Source organism: Salimicrobium jeotgali, assembly GCF_001685435.2.
In the GTDB taxonomy this organism is placed as follows: Bacteria; Bacillota; Bacilli; order Bacillales; family Halobacillaceae; genus Salimicrobium; species Salimicrobium album.
Genome location: NZ_CP011362.1, coordinates 1 through 26,834, shown reverse-complemented (window position 1 = coordinate 26,834; position 26,834 = coordinate 1). Strand labels below are relative to the sequence as shown.

General features: G+C 37.0%; 24 protein-coding genes, 1 tRNA gene and 2 pseudogenes. 16 read left to right on the top strand and 11 right to left on the bottom strand.

The genetic code is table 11. The features are described 5' to 3' along the window. Positions 1 to 134: 134 nt before the first annotated feature. Positions 135 to 263: a hypothetical protein gene (locus tag AAV35_RS14650; RefSeq protein WP_280522078.1), complete on the bottom strand. Its 129-nt coding sequence runs from the start codon at positions 261 to 263 to the stop codon at positions 135 to 137. Between the two features lie 311 nt (positions 264 to 574). Here AAV35_RS14650 and AAV35_RS13980 point away from each other — a divergent pair, with 311 nt between their 5' ends. Both AAV35_RS13980 and AAV35_RS13975 read left to right on the top strand, forming a co-directional pair. Beyond that, on the top strand, positions 575 to 1,537 hold the full coding sequence (locus tag AAV35_RS13980) for a S8 family peptidase (protein ID WP_008591806.1): 963 nt from the start codon (positions 575 to 577) through the stop codon (positions 1,535 to 1,537). 216 nt (positions 1,538 to 1,753) lie between these two features. Beyond that, positions 1,754 to 2,437 carry an N-acetylmuramoyl-L-alanine amidase gene (locus AAV35_RS13975; protein ID WP_008591807.1) on the top strand — a complete coding sequence of 228 codons (684 nt, stop codon included), beginning with the start codon at positions 1,754 to 1,756 and terminating at the stop codon, positions 2,435 to 2,437. A 1,015-nt stretch (positions 2,438 to 3,452) separates the two neighbouring features. On the opposite strand, the gene AAV35_RS13965 is transcribed toward AAV35_RS13975, so the two are convergent. From AAV35_RS13965 to AAV35_RS13950, 3 genes are all read right to left on the bottom strand, one after another. Beyond that, entirely contained in the window at positions 3,453 to 3,602 is a 150-nt protein-coding gene (locus AAV35_RS13965) for a YvrJ family protein (RefSeq protein ID WP_073992000.1), read from the bottom strand. A gap of 275 nt (positions 3,603 to 3,877) precedes the next feature. Next, a tRNA-Cys gene (locus tag AAV35_RS13955) sits at positions 3,878 to 3,951 on the bottom strand. Position 3,952: 1 nt separating this feature from the next. Next, on the bottom strand, positions 3,953 to 4,198 hold the full coding sequence (locus AAV35_RS13950; protein ID WP_065757375.1) for a glutaredoxin family protein: 246 nt from the start codon (positions 4,196 to 4,198) through the stop codon (positions 3,953 to 3,955). 514 nt (positions 4,199 to 4,712) lie between these two features. On the opposite strand from AAV35_RS13950, the gene AAV35_RS14645 reads away from it, so the two are divergent. Continuing rightward, positions 4,713 to 4,847, top strand: a complete 135-nt coding sequence (locus tag AAV35_RS14645; protein WP_272947622.1) for a hypothetical protein — start codon at positions 4,713 to 4,715, stop codon at positions 4,845 to 4,847. Positions 4,848 to 4,968: 121 nt separating this feature from the next. Beyond that, positions 4,969 to 6,150: an MFS transporter gene (locus tag AAV35_RS13945; protein WP_008591733.1), complete on the top strand. Its 1,182-nt coding sequence runs from the start codon at positions 4,969 to 4,971 to the stop codon at positions 6,148 to 6,150. A 242-nt stretch (positions 6,151 to 6,392) separates the two neighbouring features. Here the strand turns inward: AAV35_RS13945 and AAV35_RS13940 are convergent, their stop codons facing one another. Next, positions 6,393 to 6,959 carry a site-specific integrase gene (locus tag AAV35_RS13940; RefSeq protein ID WP_008591734.1) on the bottom strand — a complete coding sequence of 189 codons (567 nt, stop codon included), beginning with the start codon at positions 6,957 to 6,959 and terminating at the stop codon, positions 6,393 to 6,395. 202 nt (positions 6,960 to 7,161) lie between these two features. Here AAV35_RS13940 and AAV35_RS13935 point away from each other — a divergent pair, with 202 nt between their 5' ends. The 7 genes from AAV35_RS13935 (at position 7,162) to AAV35_RS13905 (ending at position 15,541) form a co-directional block, all read left to right on the top strand. Continuing rightward, the gene (locus tag AAV35_RS13935; protein WP_008591736.1) at positions 7,162 to 10,143 is read left to right on the top strand and encodes a Tn3 family transposase; all 2,982 of its coding nucleotides are present in this window, start codon (positions 7,162 to 7,164) and stop codon (positions 10,141 to 10,143) included. A 122-nt stretch (positions 10,144 to 10,265) separates the two neighbouring features. After that, entirely contained in the window at positions 10,266 to 10,763 is a 498-nt protein-coding gene (locus AAV35_RS13930; protein WP_156330904.1) for a sigma-70 RNA polymerase sigma factor region 4 domain-containing protein, read from the top strand. Next, on the top strand, positions 10,760 to 10,963 hold the full coding sequence (locus AAV35_RS13925) for a hypothetical protein (protein ID WP_008590940.1): 204 nt from the start codon (positions 10,760 to 10,762) through the stop codon (positions 10,961 to 10,963). The genes AAV35_RS13930 and AAV35_RS13925 overlap by 4 nt, the downstream gene beginning before the upstream one ends. Before the next feature lie 496 nt (positions 10,964 to 11,459). Further along, a complete protein-coding gene (locus AAV35_RS13920) occupies positions 11,460 to 13,607 on the top strand; it encodes a glycoside hydrolase domain-containing protein (protein WP_065757374.1) in 2,148 nt (715 codons plus the stop codon). A 141-nt stretch (positions 13,608 to 13,748) separates the two neighbouring features. Further along, positions 13,749 to 14,297 carry a hypothetical protein gene (locus AAV35_RS13915; protein ID WP_008591951.1) on the top strand — a complete coding sequence of 183 codons (549 nt, stop codon included), beginning with the start codon at positions 13,749 to 13,751 and terminating at the stop codon, positions 14,295 to 14,297. Between the two features lie 323 nt (positions 14,298 to 14,620). Then, positions 14,621 to 14,806, top strand: coding sequence for a hypothetical protein (locus tag AAV35_RS13910; protein WP_008591949.1), 186 nt, complete (start codon positions 14,621 to 14,623; stop codon positions 14,804 to 14,806). A 180-nt stretch (positions 14,807 to 14,986) separates the two neighbouring features. Further along, positions 14,987 to 15,541, top strand: a complete 555-nt coding sequence (locus AAV35_RS13905) for a recombinase family protein (protein WP_008591948.1) — start codon at positions 14,987 to 14,989, stop codon at positions 15,539 to 15,541. 85 nt (positions 15,542 to 15,626) lie between these two features. On the opposite strand, the pseudogene AAV35_RS13900 reads toward AAV35_RS13905, so the two are convergent. The 5 genes and pseudogenes from AAV35_RS13900 to AAV35_RS13880 all read right to left on the bottom strand — a co-directional run. Next, a pseudogene (locus AAV35_RS13900) lies at positions 15,627 to 16,045 on the bottom strand (transposase); the annotation flags it as partial. A 237-nt stretch (positions 16,046 to 16,282) separates the two neighbouring features. Beyond that, positions 16,283 to 16,630: a hypothetical protein gene (locus tag AAV35_RS13895; RefSeq protein ID WP_008591944.1), complete on the bottom strand. Its 348-nt coding sequence runs from the start codon at positions 16,628 to 16,630 to the stop codon at positions 16,283 to 16,285. A 38-nt stretch (positions 16,631 to 16,668) separates the two neighbouring features. Continuing rightward, positions 16,669 to 18,042 carry an NAD(P)-binding domain-containing protein gene (locus AAV35_RS13890; RefSeq protein WP_008591941.1) on the bottom strand — a complete coding sequence of 458 codons (1,374 nt, stop codon included), beginning with the start codon at positions 18,040 to 18,042 and terminating at the stop codon, positions 16,669 to 16,671. 31 nt (positions 18,043 to 18,073) lie between these two features. Then, positions 18,074 to 19,309, bottom strand: coding sequence for an MFS transporter (locus tag AAV35_RS13885; RefSeq protein WP_008591939.1), 1,236 nt, complete (start codon positions 19,307 to 19,309; stop codon positions 18,074 to 18,076). A gap of 74 nt (positions 19,310 to 19,383) precedes the next feature. After that, positions 19,384 to 19,926: a DUF6423 family protein gene (locus AAV35_RS13880; protein ID WP_008591938.1), complete on the bottom strand. Its 543-nt coding sequence runs from the start codon at positions 19,924 to 19,926 to the stop codon at positions 19,384 to 19,386. 178 nt (positions 19,927 to 20,104) lie between these two features. Here AAV35_RS13880 and AAV35_RS13875 point away from each other — a divergent pair, with 178 nt between their 5' ends. From AAV35_RS13875 to AAV35_RS13860, 3 genes are all read left to right on the top strand, one after another. Beyond that, positions 20,105 to 20,860: a GNAT family N-acetyltransferase gene (locus AAV35_RS13875; RefSeq protein ID WP_008591937.1), complete on the top strand. Its 756-nt coding sequence runs from the start codon at positions 20,105 to 20,107 to the stop codon at positions 20,858 to 20,860. A gap of 557 nt (positions 20,861 to 21,417) precedes the next feature. Further along, positions 21,418 to 21,807, top strand: a complete 390-nt coding sequence (locus tag AAV35_RS13870; RefSeq protein ID WP_008591934.1) for a hypothetical protein — start codon at positions 21,418 to 21,420, stop codon at positions 21,805 to 21,807. Positions 21,808 to 22,061: 254 nt separating this feature from the next. After that, positions 22,062 to 22,463, top strand: a complete 402-nt coding sequence (locus AAV35_RS13860; protein WP_008591929.1) for a hypothetical protein — start codon at positions 22,062 to 22,064, stop codon at positions 22,461 to 22,463. Here AAV35_RS13860 and AAV35_RS13850 read toward each other — a convergent pair. Further along, a pseudogene (locus tag AAV35_RS13850) lies at positions 22,449 to 25,410 on the bottom strand (Tn3 family transposase). The gene AAV35_RS13860 and the pseudogene AAV35_RS13850 overlap by 15 nt on opposite strands. A 525-nt stretch (positions 25,411 to 25,935) precedes the next feature. Here AAV35_RS13850 and AAV35_RS13845 point away from each other — a divergent pair. Both AAV35_RS13845 and AAV35_RS13840 read left to right on the top strand, forming a co-directional pair. Then, positions 25,936 to 26,199 carry a hypothetical protein gene (locus tag AAV35_RS13845; RefSeq protein ID WP_008591923.1) on the top strand — a complete coding sequence of 88 codons (264 nt, stop codon included), beginning with the start codon at positions 25,936 to 25,938 and terminating at the stop codon, positions 26,197 to 26,199. A gap of 4 nt (positions 26,200 to 26,203) precedes the next feature. Further along, complete coding sequence (locus AAV35_RS13840) at positions 26,204 to 26,503, top strand: helix-turn-helix domain-containing protein (RefSeq protein ID WP_008591922.1); 300 nt, start codon at positions 26,204 to 26,206, stop codon at positions 26,501 to 26,503. The last annotated feature ends 331 nt before the right edge of the window (positions 26,504 to 26,834 follow it).

The following is a 26,834-nucleotide window of genomic DNA, read 5'->3' as shown; positions in this document are numbered from 1 at the left end:
TCAAACATTTCCAATGTATGAAACTCATGCGTATATACAAACCCCATTTACATAATAGTGATAAATACTATGGCAATGCAAATGACCCTCATGACTTCATTACAGCCCTCCTCTGGAGCATAAGTAGAAACCTCTTACTGTTCTTTTTTTAGTGAATTATTGGTGCTTGCTCTGTGCATCGTCGTATTAATAAATACCAATTCTATTTTCTCCTCTACGTGAAAAGAAGTAGTTTTATTTTTTTCACCTTCTAACCCTTTCACAAATCCAAACTCTCCTATTCTAAATACGTTGGATGATCGCGCCGTTACGCTACCAGTCAAGTGTATTCGTTCGGTCGAGGTCAGAAAAGTAGTATAACGGGTTAGTCGGCGGTCCACGGCACGATTCATCTCCCAATATATCCTCATGAGGAACAGTTTTCGTGAAGGATATGAGCCACGAAATTCATGCTTGATTGGTAGAGAGGGACTACCTTATGAAATGCGCAGGATATTTTCTCCGAGAGCCGTTTGTCAAATGGCTTTGTTAACTCTCTTTATAAAACAATCACCTATCAATGGAGGTTTTTTATATGAGTACACAAAAAATTACGTTACCACCAGTATCAAAGCAAAGAACAGAAAATATAGGAGAGGATTTACCGCCTAACATCCTTTCAGTTGGAGCAAAAGCGAAATGGCAAAAGGGTTATTACGGAAAAGGTGTAGTTACTGCAATTATTGATACGGGCTGCGACACGAACCACCCAGATTTAAAGGAGGGGATCATCGGGGGGCATAATTTTACAGAAGAACATAACAGCGATGCCTCCATCATAGAGGACCTGAACGGTCATGGGACCCATGTGGCTGGAACTTTGGCTGGAGCTATTAACAAAACAGGAATCGTAGGGGTAGCTCCCGGGGCAGATTTACTCATTCTAAAAGCATTAAACAAAGAAGGAACAGGTTCTATACAAGCCCTGATTAAAGCGATCGACTACGCTATTGATTGGCGGGGTGAAAACCAAGAACAGGTGCGTATTATTTCCGTTTCCCTTGGATTGAAAAAACATAATGAAAAGCTTCATAAGGCCATTAAAAGAGCTGTCAACAACGATATTATCGTTGTTGCATCCTCCGGTAATGATGGGGATGGCAGTCTAAAAACAGATGAATTTAGGTATCCCGGTGCCTATAAAGAAGTGCAACAGGTAGGAGCCATCGACAAAGACCATGCTCCAGATGTAGCTTATTTCAGCAACACGAATGATGAAGTGGATGTATATGCTCCTGGAGTGAGCATTTATTCAACATCCTTAGATGGGGAATTTCGATCTCTATCGGGAACATCGATGGCTACCCCCCATGTGGCGGGAGCCGTGGCCTTATTAATCGAAGAATATGAATATATACTATTTCGAAAACTCTCCACAGAAGAAATTATGGCTGTCTTGAGGGAGCATACCACCTCTGTACGCGTCGGAAAAGATAGAGTCATTAGGTCGCTCCAGCTTGACCAGGAACACGTTCTTGAAAAGAAAGAAGATAAGTAAATACCGTTTATTCGGGCAAAATGTACACACATTATATTTTAGAAAAAATCTTCAAAAAAGGTAACCGGTCACTCGGTTACCTTTTCTCCCTTGTTTTCTATAAGTTTTACTTATAATCAACTCTTGCAGCTTATTAAGCATCAGGCACGATTCATTAAATTGCTAGGACAGTTACTAATTAAAGTATAGAAGAAAAAGAGGAGGTTCAAAATACACATGATTATTGAAGATTTCATTCCAAAAGCAAACACTAACAGACCCGGCAACCCAATACGGCCGTCACATATCACAGTTCATGAAACAGCTAATACCGATGTAGGAGCCAATGCTCAAATGCACGCGAATTATTTAAAAAGTGAAGAGGCGCAAGAACGTGAAGTTTCCTGGCATTATACAGTAGATGATTCTAAAACGTACCAGCACCTTCTAGAGGACGAAATAGGTTGGCATGCCGGATCGGAAGGAAACAAAAAATCTATCGGAGTTGAACTTTGTGTAAATAACGACGGAGACTTTTTTAAGACACGAAACCGTGGGATTAAACTCATTCGTTTGCTCATGAGGAAATGGGATATTCCTCTTTCCCGTGTTGTCCCTCACTACTATTGGACAGGTAAGGATTGTCCGGCCCAATTACTTAACGAGTGGTCAATTTTCAAAGATCAAATCGCTGACCGTAGTGAAGGGCCTTCCATTGTAGATAAGCCAATGCTTGAGGTCATTACGGAAGAGTTATGGGTGTATGACGAACCTGATTGGCAATCTAAATATGAAGTCGTTCAGGAAGGAGAAATTTTCACAATTGTATCTGAATTAACGGTTAATGGCTCGACAATGTACCAGTTAAAAAGCGGGTTATATATTACCGGTAATCGTGATTTTGTGAAACGTATATCTTGAAACTGAATAAGAGAGCATGACTATTCTTTGTCCTTTCATACCACTATATGTTTGGTTCCAATACGGCCCAATGTACGCTTAATAACTAATAAACGAGTATAACGTTATTGACCGTACGTTGAAGTTACGGAGTGTTAACAATATGCTATATAAGTTGAACTAGTGTTTTATAGCCTCACACATAAATGATCGATGACCTCTTCACGGTGATGTTGCATATCTTGCAGGAACTACCGGACCGCGTATACCCGAAAAGCCGGACATATAAAGCTTAAATTCAACTTATATAGTAAAACTTTTTTTCACCTTCTTGAGGGATTTCACCTTCATCACGCCCTAGATTCTTTACCTTTTTTTATCATTACAAAGAAATTGGCAATCGATGAAAATCTGCCAGTTTCTTTTTTTAGTGTGCTTGGTATAAATACGTTTGCAAGACAAAGTGAAATCTAATACTGCTCGAATGTAGGACAATAAATATAGCAGTTATGCAGGGGGCATAGCTCTTACTCAGAGGGGAGTCTTATAAAGGTTCTGGCTAAGAGAAAAGAAGTTTTCTATAGGAACAACCAGGGATGTTCTGGTGAATCGTAAGAAGTCAGACGAATTCATAGTAGACCCTGCTACGGATGGATTATCTACTAAGATATCAGCTACATGAAAAGATAGACGCAGTATATAGGCCGATGGCTCCGAACTTTTGGAAATTAAATATCCCCAAGCATAAAGCCTGGGGACGGACGAATACAAAGAAAGGAGACGGGCGTATTGCCTGCAACCATATTTTTCATACAGTGATTCAGAATAATAGTCTTGAAAAGGTGAGATTAAAGAGTTTTCAAAAACTTATCAAAAAAGCAAACGTAACTTATTGAATGGTGGTACACGAAAACGTACGTACGATGGTGAGAGAATGAAAGCGAATTACCTTTTCTACTCAGTGTCGCATTACGTAATAATGCTACTCAGTTTTTCCCTTCTAATTACCTTATAGCAGGCTTTCCCTACATAAAGTTCATTTTTCTTTCCGAGTTTCCGCGAGTAACTTTATAACCACTTGTTCTAGTTGGTTGAACTTTTTTTCCAGCCGCATGAGCAAAAATAGGGTTATGACAATTGGAAAACCTAAGTTTCCAATTAAATCTATCCAAAACGAGGATTCCATGTAATATCACTCACTTTTCAATAATTGTACTCAAATTTTTATTCGGTGTTTTCCTTTTTCTCTCGCCAATATCGCTGGATCTTATTGGCCGCATTATGAATATCTAATAAAGATTCGTATATTAATGTTTTCTCCTCGGCCGTCAAATCTGGATGGTCCAGCATTTTTGACATCGAATAACTTAAACATCTCGAATCACAAAAACATTGAAATAAATTAGAATTCACAGAACTCATATAAACACTTCCTCCTTGTTAGAGAATATATGTTTTATTTGGAGGCGGTACTCGGAATCGAACCGAGGTTCAAGGTTTTGCAGACCTTCGCCTTACCTCTTGGCTATACCGCCCCTAAGTTAATGTTTTTAATAAGTCGTCTTCCTTGAATCCTACGAAATGTTTCTCTGTACCATTTGGATATTTGATTAAAATAAATGGAATAACATTCACGTTGTACGATTTTACTGTATTTATATTTTCCAATTTATCTACATCCATGTACTCATAATTAAAACCATTATCCTTCAACCATTTCTTTGCGTTTTCGCAATGGATACACCGAAGTGACCCGTATAGATAAATTTTTGGTTGGTTCATTGTTTCACCCCCTTTATTTTGTTCTTTTATATAAAGAGAATACATTTACTGAAAGTCAAAACGTTTTAAAAGTGTTAAAATTATGGGAACATACGTTCCTTTTTATTATGTAAATTTTTGACTAATGGGAAACTTCATTCTCTTTATAAATAGAAAGCGTATACACGCAATATAGGAGGTGAATGAAAGTGGATTTAAAAAACGTATTTTCAAATGAACACATTGCTAAAATGAAGGAGCCAATTATGGGGTACAGCCAACATTTTAACGAAAATATACGCTAAGCAAATATTTGGAACATAAAAGCCGGATTTCTCTACGCTAAGAGAGACCCGGCCTTGTAAAGCTTGTTCATTTTCCACTTATATTGTTCAACAAACGCGCCCGTTTGCTTAAGACCATCCCGCTGTTTGTTTAGGGCTACACGTGCATAAGCATGATGAATTGTCTTTTTGATCAGAATGACTTACTATAGGGTTGGGTTATATTATACATTGGAAAGGAGGTAGTTGAAATGTTTACGTTGGAAGAATTTGTGGACGAAGTGAAGCAATTTGTTGTGTTCATGATGTCCATTTTTGGAACTTTGCTAAATGACGGGACACGTATGTCTAATTTCAGCCTTGTTTCAAAAATAAAACAGCTCTGACGTAAATTTTTCTTACCTCTATACAAACGGTATAAGAATGAGACAGGATTATCCTTCGCTCAACCACAGGTAAGTCTTTCACCTGTGGTTTTTTTCGTCAGAGCAATAGGAGGATATCCAAATGGAAATGCATTTAAGGAAAAACATTCGTTATATATATATCTATATTTTTGTCGCTCAATTATTTTTCGATCGTGCCTTATGGGTTATTTACCTGAGCGATTCTGGCTTAAGTATGAGTCAGATTGGTGTTGTCGAAGCCCTCATGCACTTAAGTGTCGTATTGTTTGAAATTCCGACCGGGATGATTGCTGATTTATATGGAAGAAAGGTGAGTCTATTCGTTGGTAATGTGCTCAGTATCGGATACGGGAGCATTATGCTAATCAGCGATTCATTCTCCTTGTTCGGAGTGGCATTAATGACACTCGGTGTCGGAATGACCTTCCAATCTGGTGCAGAGGAAGCACTCGCATACGATACGTTAAAAGAAAAAAACCTAGAACATCAATATACGAAAGTGTTTGGAAACATGACGGCATTAGCTTTATTATCGCTCAGCCTAGCCAAACTAGTGGGTGGCTGGATGGCTGGAATCAGCTGGGAACTGGTATATGGAGGGATTATCATTACTCATGTATTATCCCTGATTCCAATATGTTTACTACATGAGCCAGTTAAAGAAAAAAACTCGGTTCCCCATCTTAGTGTAAAGCAACAATGGATGGATCAACTAAGAATAGGTATTAATATATGGAGAAACAATCAATCGATTCATATACCAATTATCTTTTTTGTCATGGTCACGACTTCTATCATCATTTTAACTTTCTATGGACAAGAGTATTTCACACGGCTGGGATATAGTTCTTTTGTGATTGGGATTATTTTCACAGTAGAAGGGTTGCTAGGTGTCTTAATGGCCAAGATGGCTCACAGGCTAGAGAAAAAATGGAGCTTTCTTAACATTACAAACTATGGTTATGTGTTGTATTTAGCCTTCTTCTTATTATTTATTTACTCACCAAATTGGGCTATCGTGCTATCGTTTTTAATATTATCGCAGCTTGTTACTTTGTTTGAACCCATTTTTTCAAATTTCATTCAAAATAAATTGCAGAGCAATGTCCGTGCTACCTTTTTCTCCATGATTAGCGTAGTGAATAGTTTCAGCATTATGATATTGTTTCCGTTATTCGGATATATGATTGATACTATTGGCTTTAAACATGGATTCCTTTGTTTGTTCATCATACTCTGTTTACTCTATGTATTTGGTATAAGCAAAACTATAAAGAGGTAACCGAAAGTGGAGTCTATTCTAAGGCTCCACTCTTTTCTTCTTCCCCAAACTGGCCCTTTAACGGAACAACTCTATTGTTACTCGAGAGTTCCTTAGTTCACTTTCATCTTTAGAAATTCCCCCCCTTCATTATAAAAATACCTTTTTAGATATTCAAAGAGGCAAAATTTTGCATCCTTTTTATAAACATCATAACTTTATATCAAGCTACAATTTATCTTTTCAAAGTCAGTCAAAGCTTCTCATAGATTTAAATTTAAATACACATTATCAAGATCATCTTGTGTCATGCCAATATAAGCCAGGGTAACACTTGGTGCAGAGTGGTTAAACAATTTTTGAAGAATAGAGAGGTCAACGCCAGATTGATACGCATGATAGCCAAAAGTTTTTCTTAATGTATGAGTCCCAATTCTTTCTTTTATTCCTACGGCTCTTGCTGCCTCATTAATAATACGATAGGCTTGTTGTCGCTTTAATGATTCTTTGCCTTTCCTGGAGCGAAATAAAGGTTCGTTCTCTTCATAGTTTCTTGTCATTAAGTAATCTTTGATTGCCTTTTTGGAAGTATCACCAATGGGAAAATCCTTAGACTTTCCCGTTTTTAGTTCCCGAATGGAAATACGGTCTTTAATATTACGTTTTCCATCGATCACATCAACAATTCTTAATTGAAGCAAGTCGCTAATTCGCAGTCCGGAATTAATTCCTACATTAAAGAGACAATAGTCTCTTATATTAGTAGCTTTTAAAATTTTCTTGATTGCAATAATCTGTTTTCGATCCCGAATCGGTTGAACATATTCCAAAATAACCCCTCCGAAATTATGATTCTTAATGTATACTATTATATAATATGTATGATTCAAAAAGCTAAGAATAATACGATAGATAGAAAAGTCTATAAAAACCCTTATCTATCAAGGTGTTTAGGATTTCCTTGAATGATACAAAAGATAGTTATGTATCATTCGTAAGAACCAATTTTCTCAAGAAAGGAGCTTTTATATTATGTACGCCCGAGTAAGAGAATTACTAACTTCAGAGGAAAGAAAAACGTATATGTCGATTCCTAATGAATTGGATGAATGGACATTAGGTACATATTTTACGCTTAGCCAACATGATTTGGACGTCACCCTTCGCCATAGACGTGACTATAATCGATTGGGTTTTGCGGTACAACTCTGCATTATCCGATTTTCAGGATGGACGTTATCTGATATAGATGAAGTTCCTTCAAATGTCATTTCCTATATTGCTAAACAAATTAAAGTGGATCCAAATGAGTTGCCAAAGTACTCAAAACGAGAAGCTACTAAATATGAGCATTTGGTAGAAATCCGTAAGGAGTATGGATACCGAACGTTTACAACCTCAGAATATCGCCAACTTGCTAGACTTCTATTCGATGATGCTATGGCCAATGGAAACCCTACTCACCTTATCCAAACTGCAATTCAGATATTGCGAAAGTGGAAAGTCATTCTACCGGGTATGGCCACCATTGAAAGGGTCGTCTGGGAAACACGTAAACGAACGGAACAACATATTTTTCAACACTTTAACTACTCCCTAACGTCATTTCAACTTGAAAAACTGGATCGTTTACTATCGCCAATGCCTGATGACAGTGGAAAAACATATTTATCATGGTTAAGAGAGATTCCAGGGCAATCATCTCCAGATGCCTGTTTAAAAGTAATTGAACGATTAGAATACATTAAAACACTTCAACTTAATGTAGCAACTGAGACCATACACCCCAACCGTTTGCGACAACTATCTAAAATAGGTGCTAGATATGAACCTCATTCCTTCCGCCGATTCACTAAAGAAAAAAGATATCCCATATTAGTAGCTTATTTACTCCATCTGACCCAAGACTTAATTGATCAAGCATTTGAAATTCACGACAGACAAATCATGACCCTTCAAGCGAAAGGGCGTAGAGCTCAGGAGGAACTGCAAAAGAAGAACGGGAAATCAGTGAATGAGAAGGTCATCCATTATGCTCGCTTAGGTGAAGCTCTTATAAAGGCACGCGAAGAAGAGCTGGATCCTTTTGCAACCTTAGAAACCATCATGCCATGGGAAAAATTTGTTACTTCTATTGAGGAAGCCAAAGATTTATCTAGACCGATAAATTATGATTATTTAGATCTCCTAGAGAATCGCTTTTTTTACCTACGAAAATATACACCGACTCTACTAAAGGCACTTGAATTCCGTTCGACCAAATCAACAGAGCCATTAATGAAAGCATTAGATACCATTCGTGAAATGAATGAATCTAATAAACGCAAAGTACCAGAAGATGCTCCCTTGGATTTTGTATCTAATCGGTGGCAAAAGCATGTATACGAAGAAGATGGGACTATTAATCGGCATTATTATGAAATGGCAGCATTAACGGAGCTTCGGAACCATGTAAGGTCAGGGGATATTTCCATTGCCGGGAGTCGACAACACAAAGACTTTGAGGATTATCTAGTTTCCAAAAAAGAATGGGAGATTGCCTCTGCAACAAACGCAACAAGGATTGCCGTTAGTTCGTCTGTAGATGATTATCTTGAAGAACGACGAAGTTCTTTATTAAAACGTCTTCAACTCGTAAAAGAGAATATTCATGAATTAGAAGGAGTCAATCTGACTAACGGAAAACTTCACATTCAACGGATTGAAAAAGATGTCCCGGAAGATGCCCGGACATTCAGTGCATCCCTTTATCGTATGCTTCCACGCATAAAATTAACGGATTTATTGATGGAAGTTTCCAGGTGGACAGGATTTGATAAAGCATTCATTCACACGTCCACTGGAAAACCCCCGCATCAAGAAGAGAAACCCATGATACTGGCAGCACTAATGGGTATGGGGACAAATATTGGGCTCACGAAAATGGCGGACGCAACACCAGGAATCTCCTATCGACAAATGGCAAACGTTGCTCAATGGCGAATGGATGAGGATGCTTTAAACCGGGCGCAAGCTACTCTTGTTAATTTCCATCATAAAATGGCTTTATCATCATTTTGGGGGGATGGAAGCACATCATCTTCTGATGGAATGCGTGTACAAGTTGGTGTTTCTTCTTTACATGCAGATGCTAATCCCCATTACGGTTCCGGAAAGGGAGCAACTATTTATCGATTTACAAGTGATCAATTCTCAAGTTTTTACACCAAAGTCATTAATACCAATGCTCGTGATGCAGTTCATGTCATCGATGGGTTATTACATCATGAGTCCGAGTTGAACATTGAAGAGCATTACACAGATACAGCTGGCTATACGGACCAAGTGTTTGGTTTATCTCATTTGCTCGGATTTCGCTTTGCACCAAGACTTCGCGACTTATCCGATTCTAAACTATATACTTTTGATGTAATGGAAAACTTTCAAGAAATTAATGATCTTTTTCGAGGGAAAATTAACACCCAAATCATCCGGGATAATTTTGATGATGTATTACGGTTGACGCATTCTATACGGGAGGGAACGGTTTCTGGATCCCTTATTATGGGCAAACTTGGATCTTATGCAAGACAGAACAAAATATCAAAGGCACTTAGAGAAATCGGAAGAATTGAAAAAACTATATTTATACTTGATTACATTTTAAATGAATCGCTGCGTCGGCGTGTACAACGAGGACTAAATAAAGGAGAAGCCATGAATGCCTTGGCTAGGGCAATCTTTTTTGGAAAGCATGGAGAATTACGAGAACGGGCGTTACAAGATCAACTGCAAAGAGCAAGCGCTTTGAACATTATAATCAATGCGATTAGTCTTTGGAACACAGTTTATCTTACAGAAGCCACTAATCATTTAAAACAAAACGGAGAATTAGATGAGGACTTGTTATCTCATGTATCACCACTGGCATGGGAACATATTAATTTTCTTGGTGAATACAAATTCGAATCCAATAGTAAGACTGGTTTACAGTATTTACCATCATTGAATATAACTAAAGCCGGAACTCCTTAGCGTAGGAGAATTCGGCTTTATGTTCCAATTATTGGCTTAGCGTATATTTTCGTTAAAATGTTGGCTGTACCCCTTATAGAGAAAACGACGACTTTTTTTCAGATCCTTTGATTCAATCTTTTATGAACGAAGGGAATAATAAAGAATTGTTTAGAGAAGCTACGAACGAAAATAACTTTGAAGCGTCCAACTGTCTGGATCAGCGCTTTCGGGAATTCTATTTAAGGGTTCGATTGATTCATTATGCCGATAAATTGGCTCGTTTATACGTGAAATCTTACGGAGAAAAAAAGAGGAAACACTATGCGGAACTAACGTTGGACACATCTGTCCAAAACGGAAGTGAAGGAGAAACATCCATAAAGGATCTGTATCCTCATCCGCAACCGCCCCTTGTCGAGGAGACGGCACGCTCTATCGAAGATATTCTACCCACGAAAAAAATGATTCAGATCTACCAGTCATTTAGTAAGCAAAAACAAATCATTCTTCATTTATGGGTTTATGTTCAGTTATCTATCAGAGAAATTGCAGAAGTCCTTTCCTGTTCTCCTCAAAATGTTTCCAAATTGAAAGCGAAAGCGTTGAGTCAATTACGAGAAGGGAGGGACAGGCGTTGAATAAGAATGAAATTATCATGGAAGTCGTAGAAAGAATGAATGCGAGGATTGAAACAGGTGCCAAAGGCACGGGTTTTCAGGATAGAGAGGATGTAAAACAAGATATCCATATGCGTCTTGTGAAGGTGGCTCACGACATGGACGTTATATCATTTTGGACCTTTAAACAAAACTTTGAAAAAAATACGGAGAATGGTTGAAAAATTACGGCTTCTTCTTCTTTTATAGATAGACCAACAAAAAAGGAGAGATTTTACATGAATATTGATAACCAATCCATTCATTCAAACGAAGTTCCAAGGTGATCGACATGGTTCAGAAACAACGATTTGTTGTATTTTTATATTTAACAAAGCTCAGTCGATGGAAACTTTGGGCCAAAACTGAATCTAATGTTGAAAAGTTCAAGAAGCCACAAGGCTTTATGTGGATGAGGATGTAGGCCGGATGACTATGAATCTTTTATAGCTGGAAGCTACTCACCCACACACTGACAAAGAGATAGAAGAGAAATTAAAAGAAATGGGTGTATTTACGGAAAAAGTAACTTCACCCGTAGAAGAAAAATATATTCAACTTTTATAGTGCAGTTTTTTGTTACTTTTGTGAGGATCTGAATTATGGGATGTTTTGTATTGTTGAAAGTAACGGAGCTTTAATTACAAGTTGTGAAATTTTATGAAGGGGTGTATTTTTGTGGATGAAATGGTGCTTTTAACACAAGAGTGGGTAAATGAAACTTACGGAAATAACCCGGGTTACAATACCATCGATGAAAATGGTAAAACTGGATGGAATACAATTCATGCTTTAACACGAGCGCTTCAAATTGAACTGGGAATTACTAATACAGCTGATAACTTTGGAGCTGGAACGTTAGCGAGAGTTAGAGGTATCACTCCTATATCTAAAAATTCGAATATCAATAAAAATATTGTGAAAATTATTCAGGGAGCATTGTATTGTAAGGGGTACGGTCCTGGGGGAGTTACAGGAACTTATGGGTCCGGAACTGAAAGAGCGGTGACCGTTTTACAAAGAGATATGGGAGAAGATAATCCGAGTGGAAGTGTGGATGGGAAATTTTTTAAAGCTTTACTATCCATGGATGCTTATTCTTTATTGTATGGAGGAGAACAATCTATTCGTACCGTCCAGCAATGGATGAACAAAACTTACATCCATAGGAAAAACTTTTTTTATATGCCTTGTGATGGACTATACTCCAGAAATACGCAAGAGGCTCTAATCTACGCTATTCAATATGAAGAAGGTTTGAGTGATTCAATTGCTAATGGTCACTTTGGTCCTAGCACTCAGAGCTTGTTACCTACGCTGCAAGTGGGTGATGCGGATGGTACCGACAATTTTGTTAGATTGTTTCAGGCGGCTATGAGGTTTAATGGATATGATGTTTCATTTGACGGCCAATTTGATGCAAATTTGAGTAGTAAGGTTAAGGACTTTCAATCTTTCACTAAATTAACTGTTAATGGACAAGCTGACTTCCAAACATGGGCTTCTTTATTAGTAAGTACCGGAGATCCGAGCCGTGACGGGAGTGCTTGTGATTGTATTACGGAAATAACTCCTGCTCGAGCCGAAACTTTGCGACAGCATGGTTATGAAACTGTAGGGCGATATCTAACAAATGTACCTGGCGGTTTAAATAAAAAAATCCAACCAGGGGAATTGGAAAACATTTTTAATGCTGGGCTCACAGTTTATCCAATATACCAAACTGTAGGAAGAGATGCTTCTTACTTTAATGAAGAGCAGGGTAAGGAAGACGCAATTTCAGCTTTTAAGGCAGCTCAAGACTATGGTTTTAAGGATGGAACCATCATTTATTTTGCTGTGGATTTTGATGCGTTAGGGTATCAGATCTCAGGAAATATTATTCCTTATTTTCGATCAATTAAGCAAAGTCTAAATGTTTTGGGATATGACTACAAAGTAGGTGTTTATGGAGCTAGAAATGTCTGTATCCAAGTATCTGAGGCTGGTCATGCGGTGAGTAGCTTCGTAAGTGGTATGTCTACAGGATTTAGTGGGAATCTAGGTTATCCTCTTCCTGGTAATTGGGCTTTTAATCAAATTTCAACAATTACAATTGGATCTGGAGACGGTCAAATTCAAATTGATAATAACATTAAATCCGGACGTGATAATGGAGCTTCTTCAGTAAGTAGTGAAGTTTCCAACAATGATCCTAGTGTGCATAGTGTTAGCTCACCATTTGCTGAAATTCAAGAGATTTATAGCTCAGAATCTGTAGATACTATAAGCTATTCTAAGGCTTATGATATTAAGCTTGGGCGAATAGAAGGCGAGCTAACAGGACAAATTATTTTTGGAGATGCTAGTAAAGGTAATTGGGACTTAGGAGTCGACAAAGCTATAAATGGTGACGTAATGGATGGAATTATAAACCAATTTTTAAATAAGATGTTAGAAGATGGTTATCTTCCTTCTGGAGTAAATGAAGTTACAGAGGCACGAGCAGAAGTTGACAGAATAATGGATAAAATTCCGAATATCTCGGAGATTAGAGTTGATCAACTGAATCCTAAGTTATCATCTGAATCTCCATTTTTCATAATGGAATACCTTGTTATAGAGATAATGAGAAAATCTGCCCCTAGTGTATACGTAAAAGAAAAGTTAGCTCTAACCGATGTAGATTGGGATGAAGATAAACTGCAAAAAGAGGCACAAATTATAATTTTAATCTTAATTCTTGCTTATGCTACTTCGTTTGCGGTAAGTGCAGCAGTAATAGCTGCACTTGGAAAGCGCTTAGGTCAGGCTTTAGCTAGATCTATGGGTATGTTATCAAAATGATTTCAATTTAAAATATATGAGTGTAAACCTTTTTTCACAAAAAAATTATCTCTCTTATAATGAAGGGAGATAATTTTTTTGGTTTATCTATGAATGATATAGTTTTAAAGACAATAGATACAAGAAGTGGGAGTTGAGTCTTTGTTTAAGAAAGTGTATGCCGTATTTATTATTGAATTTATTAGATTTCTGTTATGGGTGTTATTTTCCCACCCAGATAAAAAGCGTGAGAAAAAAGACGTTAACAATAGTATTGAAGATTTAATGAAAATAGCACAACAAAATCTAGTTAAATCTCAACGTCTAAATCAAGACCTAACTAAAGGGATGGTATCAGGACCTACTAAATCAATTAAGAAATTAATAAATGCATTTGAAAAAAATCGGTATTTATTAGAAGAAGATGAGCAGGAATTTTATTTACAAGTAGCTAGAGTTTGGGCAGGGGGACTTTTCAATAGTTATTATATAGCATTGATTTGTAGTGGAATCTTTTTGGTTACTTATTTAAGTACCTTTTTTCTTCATCCTTACCTTAGTGGATGGAGTACTGTTATTTGGATGACGATATTGTTTTTTAGTGCAATTATTGGAATTATTAATGCTTTACGTATTGAAGGAGGAATAAAATGGCTCCTTCTACTTCTTAATGTCTTTTTCTTTATTATCTTTATTATGATAATGAGTTGACTTTAAAGTTCCATCATATGCTGTGTTCTTTTACTAATAGCAAAACATCATTATCGCTCGCAAGTAGCTAAAGAGTAGACAACAAGGGGGGATTATATATAAGTGCTTATTTTATTTTCCCTTGTCCTACTGATGGAGTGGTATTGTTTGGATGTTGACATTTATAAAGGTTGTACCAAAGACTTTAAGTTATTTAAACTTTCTTGTGCAGTTGATTCATTATAATCATTTTCATCATTTTTACCATTAGAATAAAAACTAAGAAGACCATTTCTAGAATCATTAATCAAACAAATATGCCAAGGGCAGGGAGGATATTTAAGATGGAAAGTTATACTTATCGGGAGAATATTTTCAATTTTTCTCAAAAACCATCGATAATAAAAGATGTTGAAGGAAACGAGGCATATGAAGTACAACTTTATTATTTAAGTGGAGTTCAGAAATTATTAACGCAAGGACTGGGCCGTGTCACTAATGGAGCCACAAATATATTCAATCGTAGATAACAATTATTGTCTTTGTTCCAAAACTCGTCCTTTTCTGTACACATAGTCATTGCATACGAAAAGGATCTTTTTTTATGTATTTCATGTACAAAAACCCTGTTCATTATTCAATGTTCATTAACCTCTGTTCTTTCATCTTATGGTACAATGAAATACGGGAAAAGAGAAATGAGGGATAGAATGTTTATAGGATATGCACGTGTTTCTACAGGATTACAAAATTTGGACTTACAATTACATGCGTTAACCGATTATGGATGTGAGAAAACGTTCCACGATAAAATGAGTGGAACGAAAAAACAACGCCCAGGTTTAGAGGAGGCTATTCATTATGCACGTGAAGGAGATACGATTGTCGTTTGGCGTTTAGATCGTTTAGGAAGAAATATGCAGGATTTAATTCAACTGGTAAATGAATTAAATGAACGAGGCGTAGCTTTCCATAGTTTACAGGAAAATCTGACGATGGATAAAAGTAATGCGACCGGTCAATTAATGTTTCACTTGTTTGCGGCCTTTGCCGAATTTGAACGGAATTTGATTGAGGAACGCTCGGCTGCAGGACGAACAGCTGCAAGAGCAAGAGGACGTCTCGGAGGACGTCCGGAGAAGTTTGGGAAAAAAGACATTGAAATGATGCGCTCTTTGATTACCAATGGGACTCCTATCAAAGATGTTGCGGAGAAGTGGGGCGTGTCCCGAACTACAATTTATCGTTATTTGGAAAAAAAGTAGATAGTGTAATCAACGGTGATAAAATCCCTAATAACAACGGTTTCAAATTCCCCAATAATAACAGATAATTATTTCTATACTAGATGATAATAAGAGTGGTTAAGTCTTCTTCTTCAGATGTGTCTTTTTCTTTTGCTTCGTAATAAAACGTACTTTTAGGAAGTTGTAGGACAGTACACATTGCTGATACCGAGTATCTGTGACGGTTATTCTGTATCACATTTACTTTCGTCCTATGATCAGCGCTGCTTGCTTTAAAATGTCGTTTTCCATGTTTAGGCGCTGGCTCTCTTTGCGCAATTGAATAAGTTCTTTTTGTTCCGGTGTGCGGTTATCTTCTTTAAAGGAACCGGATTGCCAATACTGACTGATCCATCGGTCAAAAGAAGAAGACGTCAATTCATACTCTTTAATAATCTCTTTTCTAGACTTACCATTTTCATAAAGTTGAACAATCTGTTTCTTAAATTCCTCTGTAAACGTACGACGATTTCTTTTGGTCAAGGTCCGCTCTCCTCGACTGAAATATTTAGTAAAGTGTACCGGACCTTAACGAAACTGTCCAACCAAGTGTAGCCTATCCATTAATCGACATTTTGATGGTTGCCTCTATACCATTAGATCGCGAAAAAACTTAACTAAGTAATTCTCGATTTCATTTTAAATATGCTATAGACACATAAAAGAACCAAAACAGCATAATATTAGCTACTCCAAGTACTTCTAATCTATCTTTTTCATTTATAGCTTCCTACATATCATTGCTAGAGATAGAGCATAAATTTTTTCTGATCTATAACCAAGGCTAGTACAAACTTGATCTATTAAAGGGATATTCCTTCTAATAAAGTCCCTTGAGTCAGAGATAGTTCTTTTATTATTTCCACCCATTGATTCAAATTTAGATGAAATTTCTTCAAGAACTTTTTTTCCTTTTTCTTCTATGATTTGATTAATCCTTTTAACAGAATGTTGATTTGAAAATACTAGTGTAGTTTCGATAATTTCATCAATATCTTCAGTCATAGTAGATAGTCCTAGAGCAGTAAAAAGATATTTTTCATCTAAAAAAAGTAATGTAAAAGCCATTTCTTCTAAGTCTTTTGTAAGAGTATCAGTTTTAATAATTAATACCTCCACACCTTGGTGGGTTTGGATACAGCTGTAATTTGTCCCCACATAGGCCGTTTGATTTTATAATCATGGGTTGTTTCGCAATTATTTTTTCTTTCTTTCTGTAAAATAGTTTTAAATATTTTTTCATTGGCTAACCTTGCACCATCAATTAATTTCGCAGCTGGACCTAAACTTAATGAACTATGAATACTAGAAACAAATAGGTTAGGATGGTTCTTTGCTTCCAATGTTTGATCATTCAATATAGGGTAATCTCCAAACTTTTTTATGGGTGGATCAATATTCGGTAAGTTATTTGGTTTTAATCCGTGAGCCTTTATTAATTCACAACAAGTTACTGTTTTACCAGTGGACAATTTACAAGAAATTAATCCTTGATCATTCTCTTGATAACTGTCAATTAACGTATGCTGATGGACATTCAGTAGTCCTTGTTGTATAAATTTTTTAAAAAGATGAAAATGTTCTAACATGCAACTACCTCTTAATTTTTCGTCAAGTAACTGCTTGCGTTCTTCTATAGATTTAGACAAGAATTCAAATTGGCCTTCTTCTCTAAAATATTTATGAGGGACATCGGAGCATAAAAAACGTAGTTCATCCCTTATCACCCAATCAACTTTATGTCCTTTCCTAATACTGTCAAGAATTAAATGACCTGCTGTGTTTCCACCACCGGTTATAACGACTCTATGACTATTCCGTTTTGAAGCCTTTATAGATTTGAAAATATTGTCATTATTATAACCTTGTCCTAAAGCTAATATTACATATTTTGATTTGATTACTTTGCCATTTTTATTTTTAATTATCCATTTGTTCGCTTTGTCGTCGCGAGATATGCTTTCTACATTAAATTGAAATGCTTTTTCTTGAAGATCATGAATTCGGACGACTCCTTCAGTATGTTTCATAAAAATATCAAGTGCTGGTAGTGATCTTTCAAACTTTCTAGCGAGTTCTAAGCCTTTTTTTTCAGCATGGGTTAACCATTTCGACTTCAAGCGTCCGAAATCAGCTAACCCTATATCTTCATTAGGGGCTAAATGGTGTGTATACGGGCTTCTCATTACTTTTTGATTTATTTGATTAGTTCTCGAATGAAAATTTTGTGCGAAATTCTTATTTTTATCCAAAATTACAAGGTCATTGTTAAACCCTAGGTGAGATGCTCGCGCTGCCAATCCAATTCCTATTAGTCCACTTCCAATAATCACTACTTTTTTTTCAGTAGGGAGATGTGCATTTGATTTTAAGCTTGGTAATTCCAATTTAAAAGGGTTTCTTTTGTGTTCTAATGATGCAAAACTTTCTAAATCGAATTTTAGTTTTCCAACAGTATCACAATCTGAATTATAAATCATAGAAACTACCCTTTCGTCACGATAAAGTAGGTTATATCGATAATTCTTCCTCTGATAAGTCCGGTTCATTTGTTTTAAATGCAACTATTGCCCCAAATACCAAAATTATTCCCATTATAAAAAGCGGGGTTCTTACATCGAATAATTGAGTTAAACCGCCGGCATAAAGTCTAGAACCTAGGCGAGACACACCATCCACTGAAAGACTAGCAGTATTCACTCTAGCTAATAATCTATTTGGGGTATTTATTTGGTGGGTACTTGCATGTACTACAAACGAAATAGATAGACCGCAATCCAATAAAAATGCACCTATTAAAACAACTGTATAAGACGAGGCTACTGCGAGTATAATGCCACCTAGGGAAGATAATGTTAACGCTCCTGTCAACACATATTTCCATGAGTATTTGTTTAAAGTTTGTAGTATTAATACACCTACTATGGCACCGACTCCCATTGCTGATAGTAATGATCCTGCTTGACCTGCATTTAACCCTAAGTTTTGTTGAGCTAAAATAGTAATTAGAAGAATCGAGGACATTGCACAAAAACCTAAAATTATATTGATTAATAAAAAGCTACTTTGAAATTTAGTTTTAGATATATATGTAATCCCTTCTTTCAAGTCCTTCCAAATTAGAGCAAAATTAAAAGTTAACCTCTGATGACTTTCTTTTTCATTAGCTGGTTCTTTTACTTTAACAATGGCAATAGTTAAAAGTGAGACTACAAAGCCTAGTGCAGTTACAGCTATAGCCCATTCAGCTCCGAAGTTTAAGAAAATAATTCCAGCGATTGCTGGACCAATAGCAGAAGCTATTGAGTCGGCTCCTTCAGTAAGGTTATAGGCTTCTCTTAAATGTTCTCTTCCCACTGCATACAATAAAAATAATTTATATGAAGTACCAAAAAATACCTCTACACAACCCAATATTAGAGCTATACACATAAATGCCCAAACAGATAAGCTTTCTGTTAATATAAGAAATATTAATGATAAAATTATAAGTATTCTTATGGTCTCAGAAACAAGGGCAGTACTTTTTTTTGGCAACTTTTCTATCCAAATACCAGCTGGCAGAGCAAAAACTATAGGTGCAACCTGTTCAGTTGCTAATACTATACCAGCAGCTAGTGGAGATCCGGTCATTTCAAGTACTAACCAAGGAAATGCAAAATCTAAAAACCTAGATCCAAATATAGATGCGAATCTCCCTACCCATAAGATCCGAAATGTACGAACTTTCAAGAGTTTTGGTATCACCTAGAGACGCACCTGCCCGTTGATAGATATAAGAACATAACACCACTAATGGATGTCATGTTCTTATATATTACTTATTGAGATATTGCATGATTTTCTAAATTATATACTTCTGGCAAGTTAACATTTTGCACCACAGGAACAATCTCCATTTTAGGTAAATGTTGATTAGTTTGGACCCCCGTGATTACATCATCATAATCTGGGTTATCAGGAGCTATTCTAGCTGGATGGGCAGTTAAGATTTCAGGAACCTTTGTGTGTACTTTGAAAAACTTAAGAACTGTTTCACCAGGTCTTACTGGTTTACCTCCATAGTAAACCACCACATTTTTTTCGGGAATGTATCTAACGTTTTCAAAATTCCTAGACATCAGCAACTCAGGAGAATCTCCATCCATCGCTACAGAAACATTTTCCCCTAGAACCATCTGCCAAGTTGCCCAAGTGTGATTGCTTAAGTTAGTCTCGGCTTTTACCACAGTCCATTCTCCTGCGCTCGGTAATGGAGTTCTCATATTAATCACATATCCACTTGCATCAATTGCCCCAGTTAACATCACAATTCTACGTTTTTCATCAATGGCTGCAGTAGTATGAATATCAGTTGCTCTCATCTTGAAACTCCCTCCTTAATTTTGAAATCGCTTTCATTTTAACAACTTTTTGTCGATAATTCAATATTTTCTAAATATTTAGATATAATTTATAAAAATAATAATGTGTTATGTTCTAGATAGATGTGTAATAAAGTTCAAAATTATTAATTTTTTGCACTAAAAGGAGAGAAGATTAATGAGGCAGTTATTTAATAGTAAGATAATAAATGGGTCTCCCGATTATTTAATAATAGAAGAAATAGGAGAACTCAAAGGTACTCATGAGTTTGAACAATTAATAGCAGAAACCATGAAGTTTGTTGTAAATAAAAATATAAAAAAAGTATCTATTGTACTAAATAATCAGGAAGCCCTGAATACTAGCTACCTTGAATACCTGGAAAAAAGGGGATTTTTTCAACATGAAATTCAGTATTTTTATTATCGAAATTTAGAACAACTTCATATTTCAAATGAATTGGATTCAATTTCATTAAGTTCTCTTAAATGGAATGATGAGTATTTATTTAAAAAAATCTGGGAGCAATCTATGGTATATTCATTAAATGCCCCATCCCAAACGACTATTGAAAGACAATTTGAGGGGATGAAGTCAGAGATAGGGAATAATTACAAGGGTAATTGTTTGACTATATCGAAAAACAACATTCCTATAGGTGTTACCATACCTCATATTGAGCAGGGAAAATTGGATGAGGGGCGTATTTTTTACTTTGGACTACTCCCAGAGTATAGAGGAAAAGGACTTGGTAGGTTAATTCACAAAAAATCTCTACAATATCTTAAACAATTAAAGGCGGGTTATTACATTGGTTCAACGGGCCATAAAAATCATATAATGCAGAATGTTTTTAAAGATAATAATTGTAAATTTTTTGATGAAAGAATAACTTATCAGTTTTTAGGAAACACAGCCGATAAGAAAAAGTGATAAATGGTCGGTTGATATATCTGTAGGTTCTTGTTTCAAGAGCGTGCTTTCTTACTTTACTTTGATCCCTGACCATGGAGCTTAATTAACCGAACTCATTTTCATTTTTCCCTTAATACAAGTTTGCTTCATCGTAAGAGTATGCTTTGAAACAAAGATGTTTCGAGTCATTTTATATTAGATATTGAAATGGTGAACAGGTAAAAGTATAATGAATACATATTACTAGTTATTTTTGCTCTTTGGAGCAGTTGTCTCTCCGTTTGCAGGAGAATCAACACAGTTATTAAACTCATGCCCTTTGAGGCAGAGCGTGGTATGTAACAAGCTACACAAGAATTCGAGTGGATTATCTTAAAACAATCATAGAGCGATATTTTGAAGACGATTAGCATCATTTCTGACTAGAAGTGACTTCCTAATGGTCTTTTTTATATGCAAAAAATCAGTGAAGAGGGTGATGAAAATGGAGTGATCAACGCAGTTGTAGAACTGAGCTGTCACACGAGGAAGAAAGAGGTTTCAAATTCAAATTAATTTAAAAAGGGGCTAATAACATGGAAAAAACAATGAAGAAAGCTGGTAAAGGACTTCGCTTGGGGTTCAATTTAGAGGAATCGAGGTTCCAAGAGAGTGTCGTGGATATTCCTGCAGAAGCAGATTATCAAACCTATAACTCGATCATCGGTTCCCAATATATCGATATTGTGAGGTTCAATGATAAATACGACATTGTAGTGGGTGATGAAGGGTTGTTTGTATCTCGAAATCCTGTGATTAGAGTCCATACACCTTATGAAGATGTCGAATTGTCAGGGAATTTACTATTTTTAAAAAGAGTCGATACTGAAGAAGGAGTGGACTCATCAGGCATGACTCCAGGAGAAATTCTCGAATTGCTTCTCGAATTGAACGGCAATGTAGAGATAATAGGAGTATGCAAATGATGAGATATGAAATTGTAGAACGGTTGGACGAATCAAAAATAAAGCAATGCCCTCAGTGTCACCGAAAGGTTTCAGGACTCAACAAGGGAGCCTTTGGAGGATGGATTGAGTGCACGCACTGTTACAACGATACATGCCTTCTCGAGTATTCGACGCTTCATGCTCTCGAAGAGTCCGGTGAATGTATTGGTTGACTAGTGTGTAGAACAATGATGAAGAAAGATTTACTTTAAAAACGAAAGGATGGATGAACGATGCGAGAACATTTGAATAAGAGAGTGGAATACTTCGGAATGGATGGGATGGCAATCGGGCTACTGGTTATGGTAATTAGTTTGCCAGTGACAACGGGAATCAAAAGCATAGAACACTTTGAAGTGATTAAAGAGCTTATGGACACCCTTATTGCTTCAGCCGTTGCTGCACTCCTTACAATGGTTACTTTTGGTATTTGGAAAGCCGTTTTGAAAGAACAGGCAGCATCTGTATTTATGACAGTCGCCGTAGGGTTCTATATTTTCAGTATAATGCTGTTTGGAGTATCTGACCTTTCGGACATGTCGTATAGGGGTAGCGTCAGGAAAATGCGGATTTACAACGTTAAGTGCATTTTCCCGAGTGCAATCCTGTTTTCAACAAAGTTAAGGGAGTTTTAATGGCCTTAAGGAATCACTTGATACAACTGTTTTCGAATCAAAATGATACTCTCCTAACAAATTAATATGTTCCCATCCTGAAGGTGAAATATGATGCAACAGGTCTTTATCGAATTCACTTGCTTTACTTAAGTATTCGGTTGCTTTTGATAAATGCAGTGTATTCCATACGCTTATGGCATTGATCAAAATATTTAAGGCACTTGCTCTTTGTAGTTGGTGTTGTAAAGTTCGTTCACGAAACTCCCCCTGTTTGCCAAAGAATATAGCTCTAGCAAGGCCACTCATGGCTTCCCCTTTATTGAGCCCCTTTTGTATTTTTCTTCTTAACGTTTCGCTTTGAAGATAATTCAGAATAAGTATCGTCTTTTCTATTCTCCCCATTTCATGCAGAGCTGTAGCTAAGCTGTTCTGTCTAGCGTAGGAACCAATTTTCCCCATAATAAGTGATGCGGTAACGGACCCTTCTCGTATGGAATGTGCTAAACGCAAGACATCGTCTTAATTATCTTTTATTACTTTTTCATTTATTTGGCCACGCATAATGGGTTCTAATTTTGGATAGTCAGTTACTTTGCCTAGTGTGAAAAGCTTCGAATCCGATAAATCCCTGATTCGAGGGGCAAACTTAAAGCCTAATAAATGAGTCAAACCAAAAATTTGATCGGTGTAACCTGCTGTATCTGTAAAGTGTTCTTCAATTTTTAAATCTGTTTCATGGTGCAATAGACCATCTAGAACATGAGTTGCATCCCTAGAATTCGTGTGGATGATTTTTGTGTAGTAGGAAGAAAACTGATCACTCGTAAACCGGTAGATTGTTGTTCCTTTACCCGTTCCATAATGAGGGTTAGAGTCAGCATGTAGAGATGAAACACCCAGCTGCATTCTCATCCCATCGGATGAAGAAGTCGTACCATCTTCCCCAATAGGATGACAAGTCTAATTTATGTTGAAAGTTGACTAAAAAAACGGCCTGTGCTTTATTCATAGCATCTTCATGCATTTTCCATTGGGACACATTTGCTAACTGTTTATATGTAATACCGGGTGTTGCTTCTGCCATTTTGCTTAAACCAATATTCATTCCCATCCCTAAAAGGGTAGCCATTAGAATAATGGTTTCCTGTCTATCTGGCTTCCGGTTACTCGATGCATGAATAAATTGTTCATGAAATCCGGTGATATGGGCAATATCCATAAGTAAATCTGTTAGTTTTATTCTTGGAAGCATCTGATAAAGACTAGCGCTTAGTTTTTTTGCTTCCTCTGGTACATCCTTTTCTAGCCTTCGAATAGAAAATTTCCCTTTCTCAATCGAAACACCCTCTAATTTGTTACTGTTAGCTGATATCCACTTAAGACTTTCATTTAGGCTTTGTTTTCTTTCTTGAATGTAGTCTCCAAATGATAAACTAACGGATAATTTATTATTTTCTTTGGTTTGTGTCCACGAATCCTTTGAAAATAAATACTCCTCAAAATCCCTATATTGTTTACTTCCCACAATCGAAACGTCACCTGCTCGAATGTGTTCTCTTAATTCTGTTAATACAGCCATCTCATAATAATGACGGTTAATCGTTTCATCTTCATCGTATATGTGCCTTTTCCAACGATTCGAAACAAAACTCACAGGTACATTGTCAGGTACCTTTCGCTTTCCTGTATCATTCATTGTACGTATAACTTCGACGGCTTCCATAAGAGGTTCATTGGATTTGGTCGATTGAAACTCCAAGGCCTTTAGGAGAGTTGGAGTATATTTTCTAAGAGAATAAAAACGTTTCTGCAACAAATCTAAGTAATCATAATCATCCGGACGGGCTAATTCCTTTGCTTCTTCTACGGAAGACACAAAAGTATTCCATTCAATAACGGATTCCAAGACCTCAAACACATCTAATTCTTCGGATTTAGCCTTAATTAATGCTCTTCCTATGTTAGAAAAATGAATAACTTTTTCGTTGAGCTTTTTACCATTTTGTTTTTGGATCTCCTCTTGAACTTTTCGCCCTTTGGACAGCAGTTTAAGAATTTGCCGATCATGAATTTCGAAAGCTTTATCTGTAAGTTGTTGCATGAGTTGTAATAAATAGACGGTTAAAATGGAGTAACGTTTATTCTCTGGAAAATCTTTAAAAGCGTAAGGCTCGTACCTAGATCCCAAACGGGATAGCTGCAACAAACGATTTTGATGTATATCGCTTAAGCTAATGGCTTCCAACTTCATTTCGCGAATATATTCAAGCCTTTCTATAACTTTAATGAATGTGTCAGGGGAAGGATAACCAGGTGGTTCCTTCAACCAACCTAATATGGTCTTAGTTTTTCCACGGTGAGAACTTATCATTTCTTCAAGCTTTTCTTTTTGTTCACACGTCAGAGCATTTCCAATTGAATTAAATATTTTCTTTTCAGCCATCGCCCTAGCTTCTCACACCATTCTTTCCAGTGTTGTGATAGCAGGTAAGATAACTTTATTTTTTCTTAAGAACTTCAAGCCTTCATCTAGTAAATACATGGATTCTCCATTTTCTAAAGCTAACTGATAAAGGTGTTTAAACGTTTTACGATATTCCTTCAATGTAAAAGCTACAAATTTAAATTTGGTTCGTATTTCCTTTAAATGATCCCATAAGGTGTTTTCCCTTTGGGGATAACGGCGAATCGAAGATGGATCAGCATTAATTTGATTGGCTATATATGTGAGAAGGGATGTAGGAATGTTTTTAATGTGTGTATATGACCACCCCGGATGTCGGAGAACAGCTAATTGTACTGCAAATCCCAGTCTATTTTCATCCCTTCTACGCTTGTTAATCAGTTCTAAATCCGAATTAGAGAATGTGTAGTATGTTCCAACTACGAGTTCGTCTTCAGGAACCTTTATAAAGGATTGCCTTTGTTCATTAGTGAGCAATTCTCTCCCTCTAGCAATAGACATTTACTTCACCCATTTCTTAGAATATTCACTTTTCTCTTTTGATTATATCAATAGAGTGTAATCGTGTGATCGATAATATAATTGTATTATGGGAACTACGAACTTTTAATATGGTTAAAAATAAAGGAAACGTTCGATATGTGCCGAATAAGTAAGTGTATGTATTGAAAAAGGAGCGATGGGATGGAGAAGAAACGACCAGAAGCTTTTTTAAGGAACGAAGCAACGCAAATAATCAGAGATATGAAAGGAGAAGGACAGTTTTAGATCATCGCCTGCACCTTACAGACGGACGGTGACCGATACACTACGGTGCGCGATGTTGGCTCCCTCGAAGAAACACCTACTACTTATATCTACTCCCTCATCCCCTACGAAGACGACCCTGACGTCCAGGATTTCTTTATTCGGCACAAGCGACTGATTGAAAGTGACTTCTACGACGGTTAATCTCCCATCTTTTTATTATTCCATGACACCAAAACGCCTCCTTGTCACGATTATAAGATAAGGAGGCGAATTTTTATGTATATTTATCAGCGAATTAGTTACGACGGAAGCAGCTGGCGCAGCAAGAGTATCGATACGGAAAGCCTGTTTGACGAGGATCCGTACCGGAATCAAACGCTACCCGGGAAAGAAGTACGGTTCACCCACGAACCGGTGGACGGGGACTACGACAGGTTATGCGAGGCGTTGTCCGGGGAGGTGGTTACGTACCATTCAGGAGAATCCCGAGACGTATTTTCGGTAAAGGATACGTATACGAAGATACTTAAAAGGAGATGATTCGATGAAGGACCTGACTCGTACCGAGGACATCGTCAAAGAACTTCCGGAGACTGAGGTATTCTTCCACGGTATCGGTGCGATATTGGGAAGCGCTGTCTTTTCCGCCCGCATGGAAGCGTCGCTCACGCAGAAAGAGCTTGCCGAGAAAGCCGGTGTTGATCTTAAAACCGTCACACGAGCCGAGGGCGGTTCAGGTGGTCTTGAGGTCCGTATGTATGACAAGCTGTTTCGAGCGCTCGGTATATCGCCGCGGGAGTATGCGACTCTCTTTGAGAAGGCTCAGCAATCTATAAGTGAGTAGGTGTGTAAGCATGCAAAGGCATACCTATGACAAATTTCTGACCACCTTCTTCACGCTGGAGGTGGCCGTTTTTTTGTTCTATCATCGGTAAACTTCTAGATCAAAGAAATAATGGTATCTTTCTTAATACGATTTTCATACACCTTTTACTAACTGCACTATCTCTATCTTTGAAGGTTACGTTCGTTTTCCTGGCGAGTGAGAGGTGCGACGCATCTCCTTGAATGTAGCTACGCTCTTCGTTAGGTAAGAAGGATCTAGGTGACGATGAGATCGAACCAAAGAAGCTGCGTCTTCCGACTCGAAAATGGTGAAGCTACGCTCCGGAAAC

Coding starts and splice junctions, on each gene's coding strand:
- AAV35_RS13910 (WP_008591949.1), top strand. CDS start 14,621: ATGGAAAGTTATACTTATCGGGAGAATATTTTCAATTTTTCTCAAAAA.
- AAV35_RS13905 (WP_008591948.1), top strand. CDS start 14,987: ATGTTTATAGGATATGCACGTGTTTCTACAGGATTACAAAATTTGGAC.
- AAV35_RS13950 (WP_065757375.1), bottom strand. CDS start 4,198: ATGAACCAACCAAAAATTTATCTATACGGGTCACTTCGGTGTATCCAT.
- AAV35_RS13975 (WP_008591807.1), top strand. CDS start 1,754: ATGATTATTGAAGATTTCATTCCAAAAGCAAACACTAACAGACCCGGC.
- AAV35_RS13945 (WP_008591733.1), top strand. CDS start 4,969: ATGGAAATGCATTTAAGGAAAAACATTCGTTATATATATATCTATATT.
- AAV35_RS13930 (WP_156330904.1), top strand. CDS start 10,266: ATGAACGAAGGGAATAATAAAGAATTGTTTAGAGAAGCTACGAACGAA.
- AAV35_RS13860 (WP_008591929.1), top strand. CDS start 22,062: ATGCGAGAACATTTGAATAAGAGAGTGGAATACTTCGGAATGGATGGG.
- AAV35_RS13965 (WP_073992000.1), bottom strand. CDS start 3,602: ATGGAATCCTCGTTTTGGATAGATTTAATTGGAAACTTAGGTTTTCCA.
- AAV35_RS13980 (WP_008591806.1), top strand. CDS start 575: ATGAGTACACAAAAAATTACGTTACCACCAGTATCAAAGCAAAGAACA.
- AAV35_RS13895 (WP_008591944.1), bottom strand. CDS start 16,630: ATGGCTTTTACATTACTTTTTTTAGATGAAAAATATCTTTTTACTGCT.
- AAV35_RS13845 (WP_008591923.1), top strand. CDS start 25,936: ATGTATATTTATCAGCGAATTAGTTACGACGGAAGCAGCTGGCGCAGC.
- AAV35_RS13870 (WP_008591934.1), top strand. CDS start 21,418: ATGGAAAAAACAATGAAGAAAGCTGGTAAAGGACTTCGCTTGGGGTTC.
- AAV35_RS14645 (WP_272947622.1), top strand. CDS start 4,713: ATGTTTACGTTGGAAGAATTTGTGGACGAAGTGAAGCAATTTGTTGTG.
- AAV35_RS13880 (WP_008591938.1), bottom strand. CDS start 19,926: ATGAGAGCAACTGATATTCATACTACTGCAGCCATTGATGAAAAACGT.
- AAV35_RS13890 (WP_008591941.1), bottom strand. CDS start 18,042: ATGATTTATAATTCAGATTGTGATACTGTTGGAAAACTAAAATTCGAT.
- AAV35_RS13935 (WP_008591736.1), top strand. CDS start 7,162: ATGTACGCCCGAGTAAGAGAATTACTAACTTCAGAGGAAAGAAAAACG.
- AAV35_RS13875 (WP_008591937.1), top strand. CDS start 20,105: ATGAGGCAGTTATTTAATAGTAAGATAATAAATGGGTCTCCCGATTAT.
- AAV35_RS13840 (WP_008591922.1), top strand. CDS start 26,204: ATGAAGGACCTGACTCGTACCGAGGACATCGTCAAAGAACTTCCGGAG.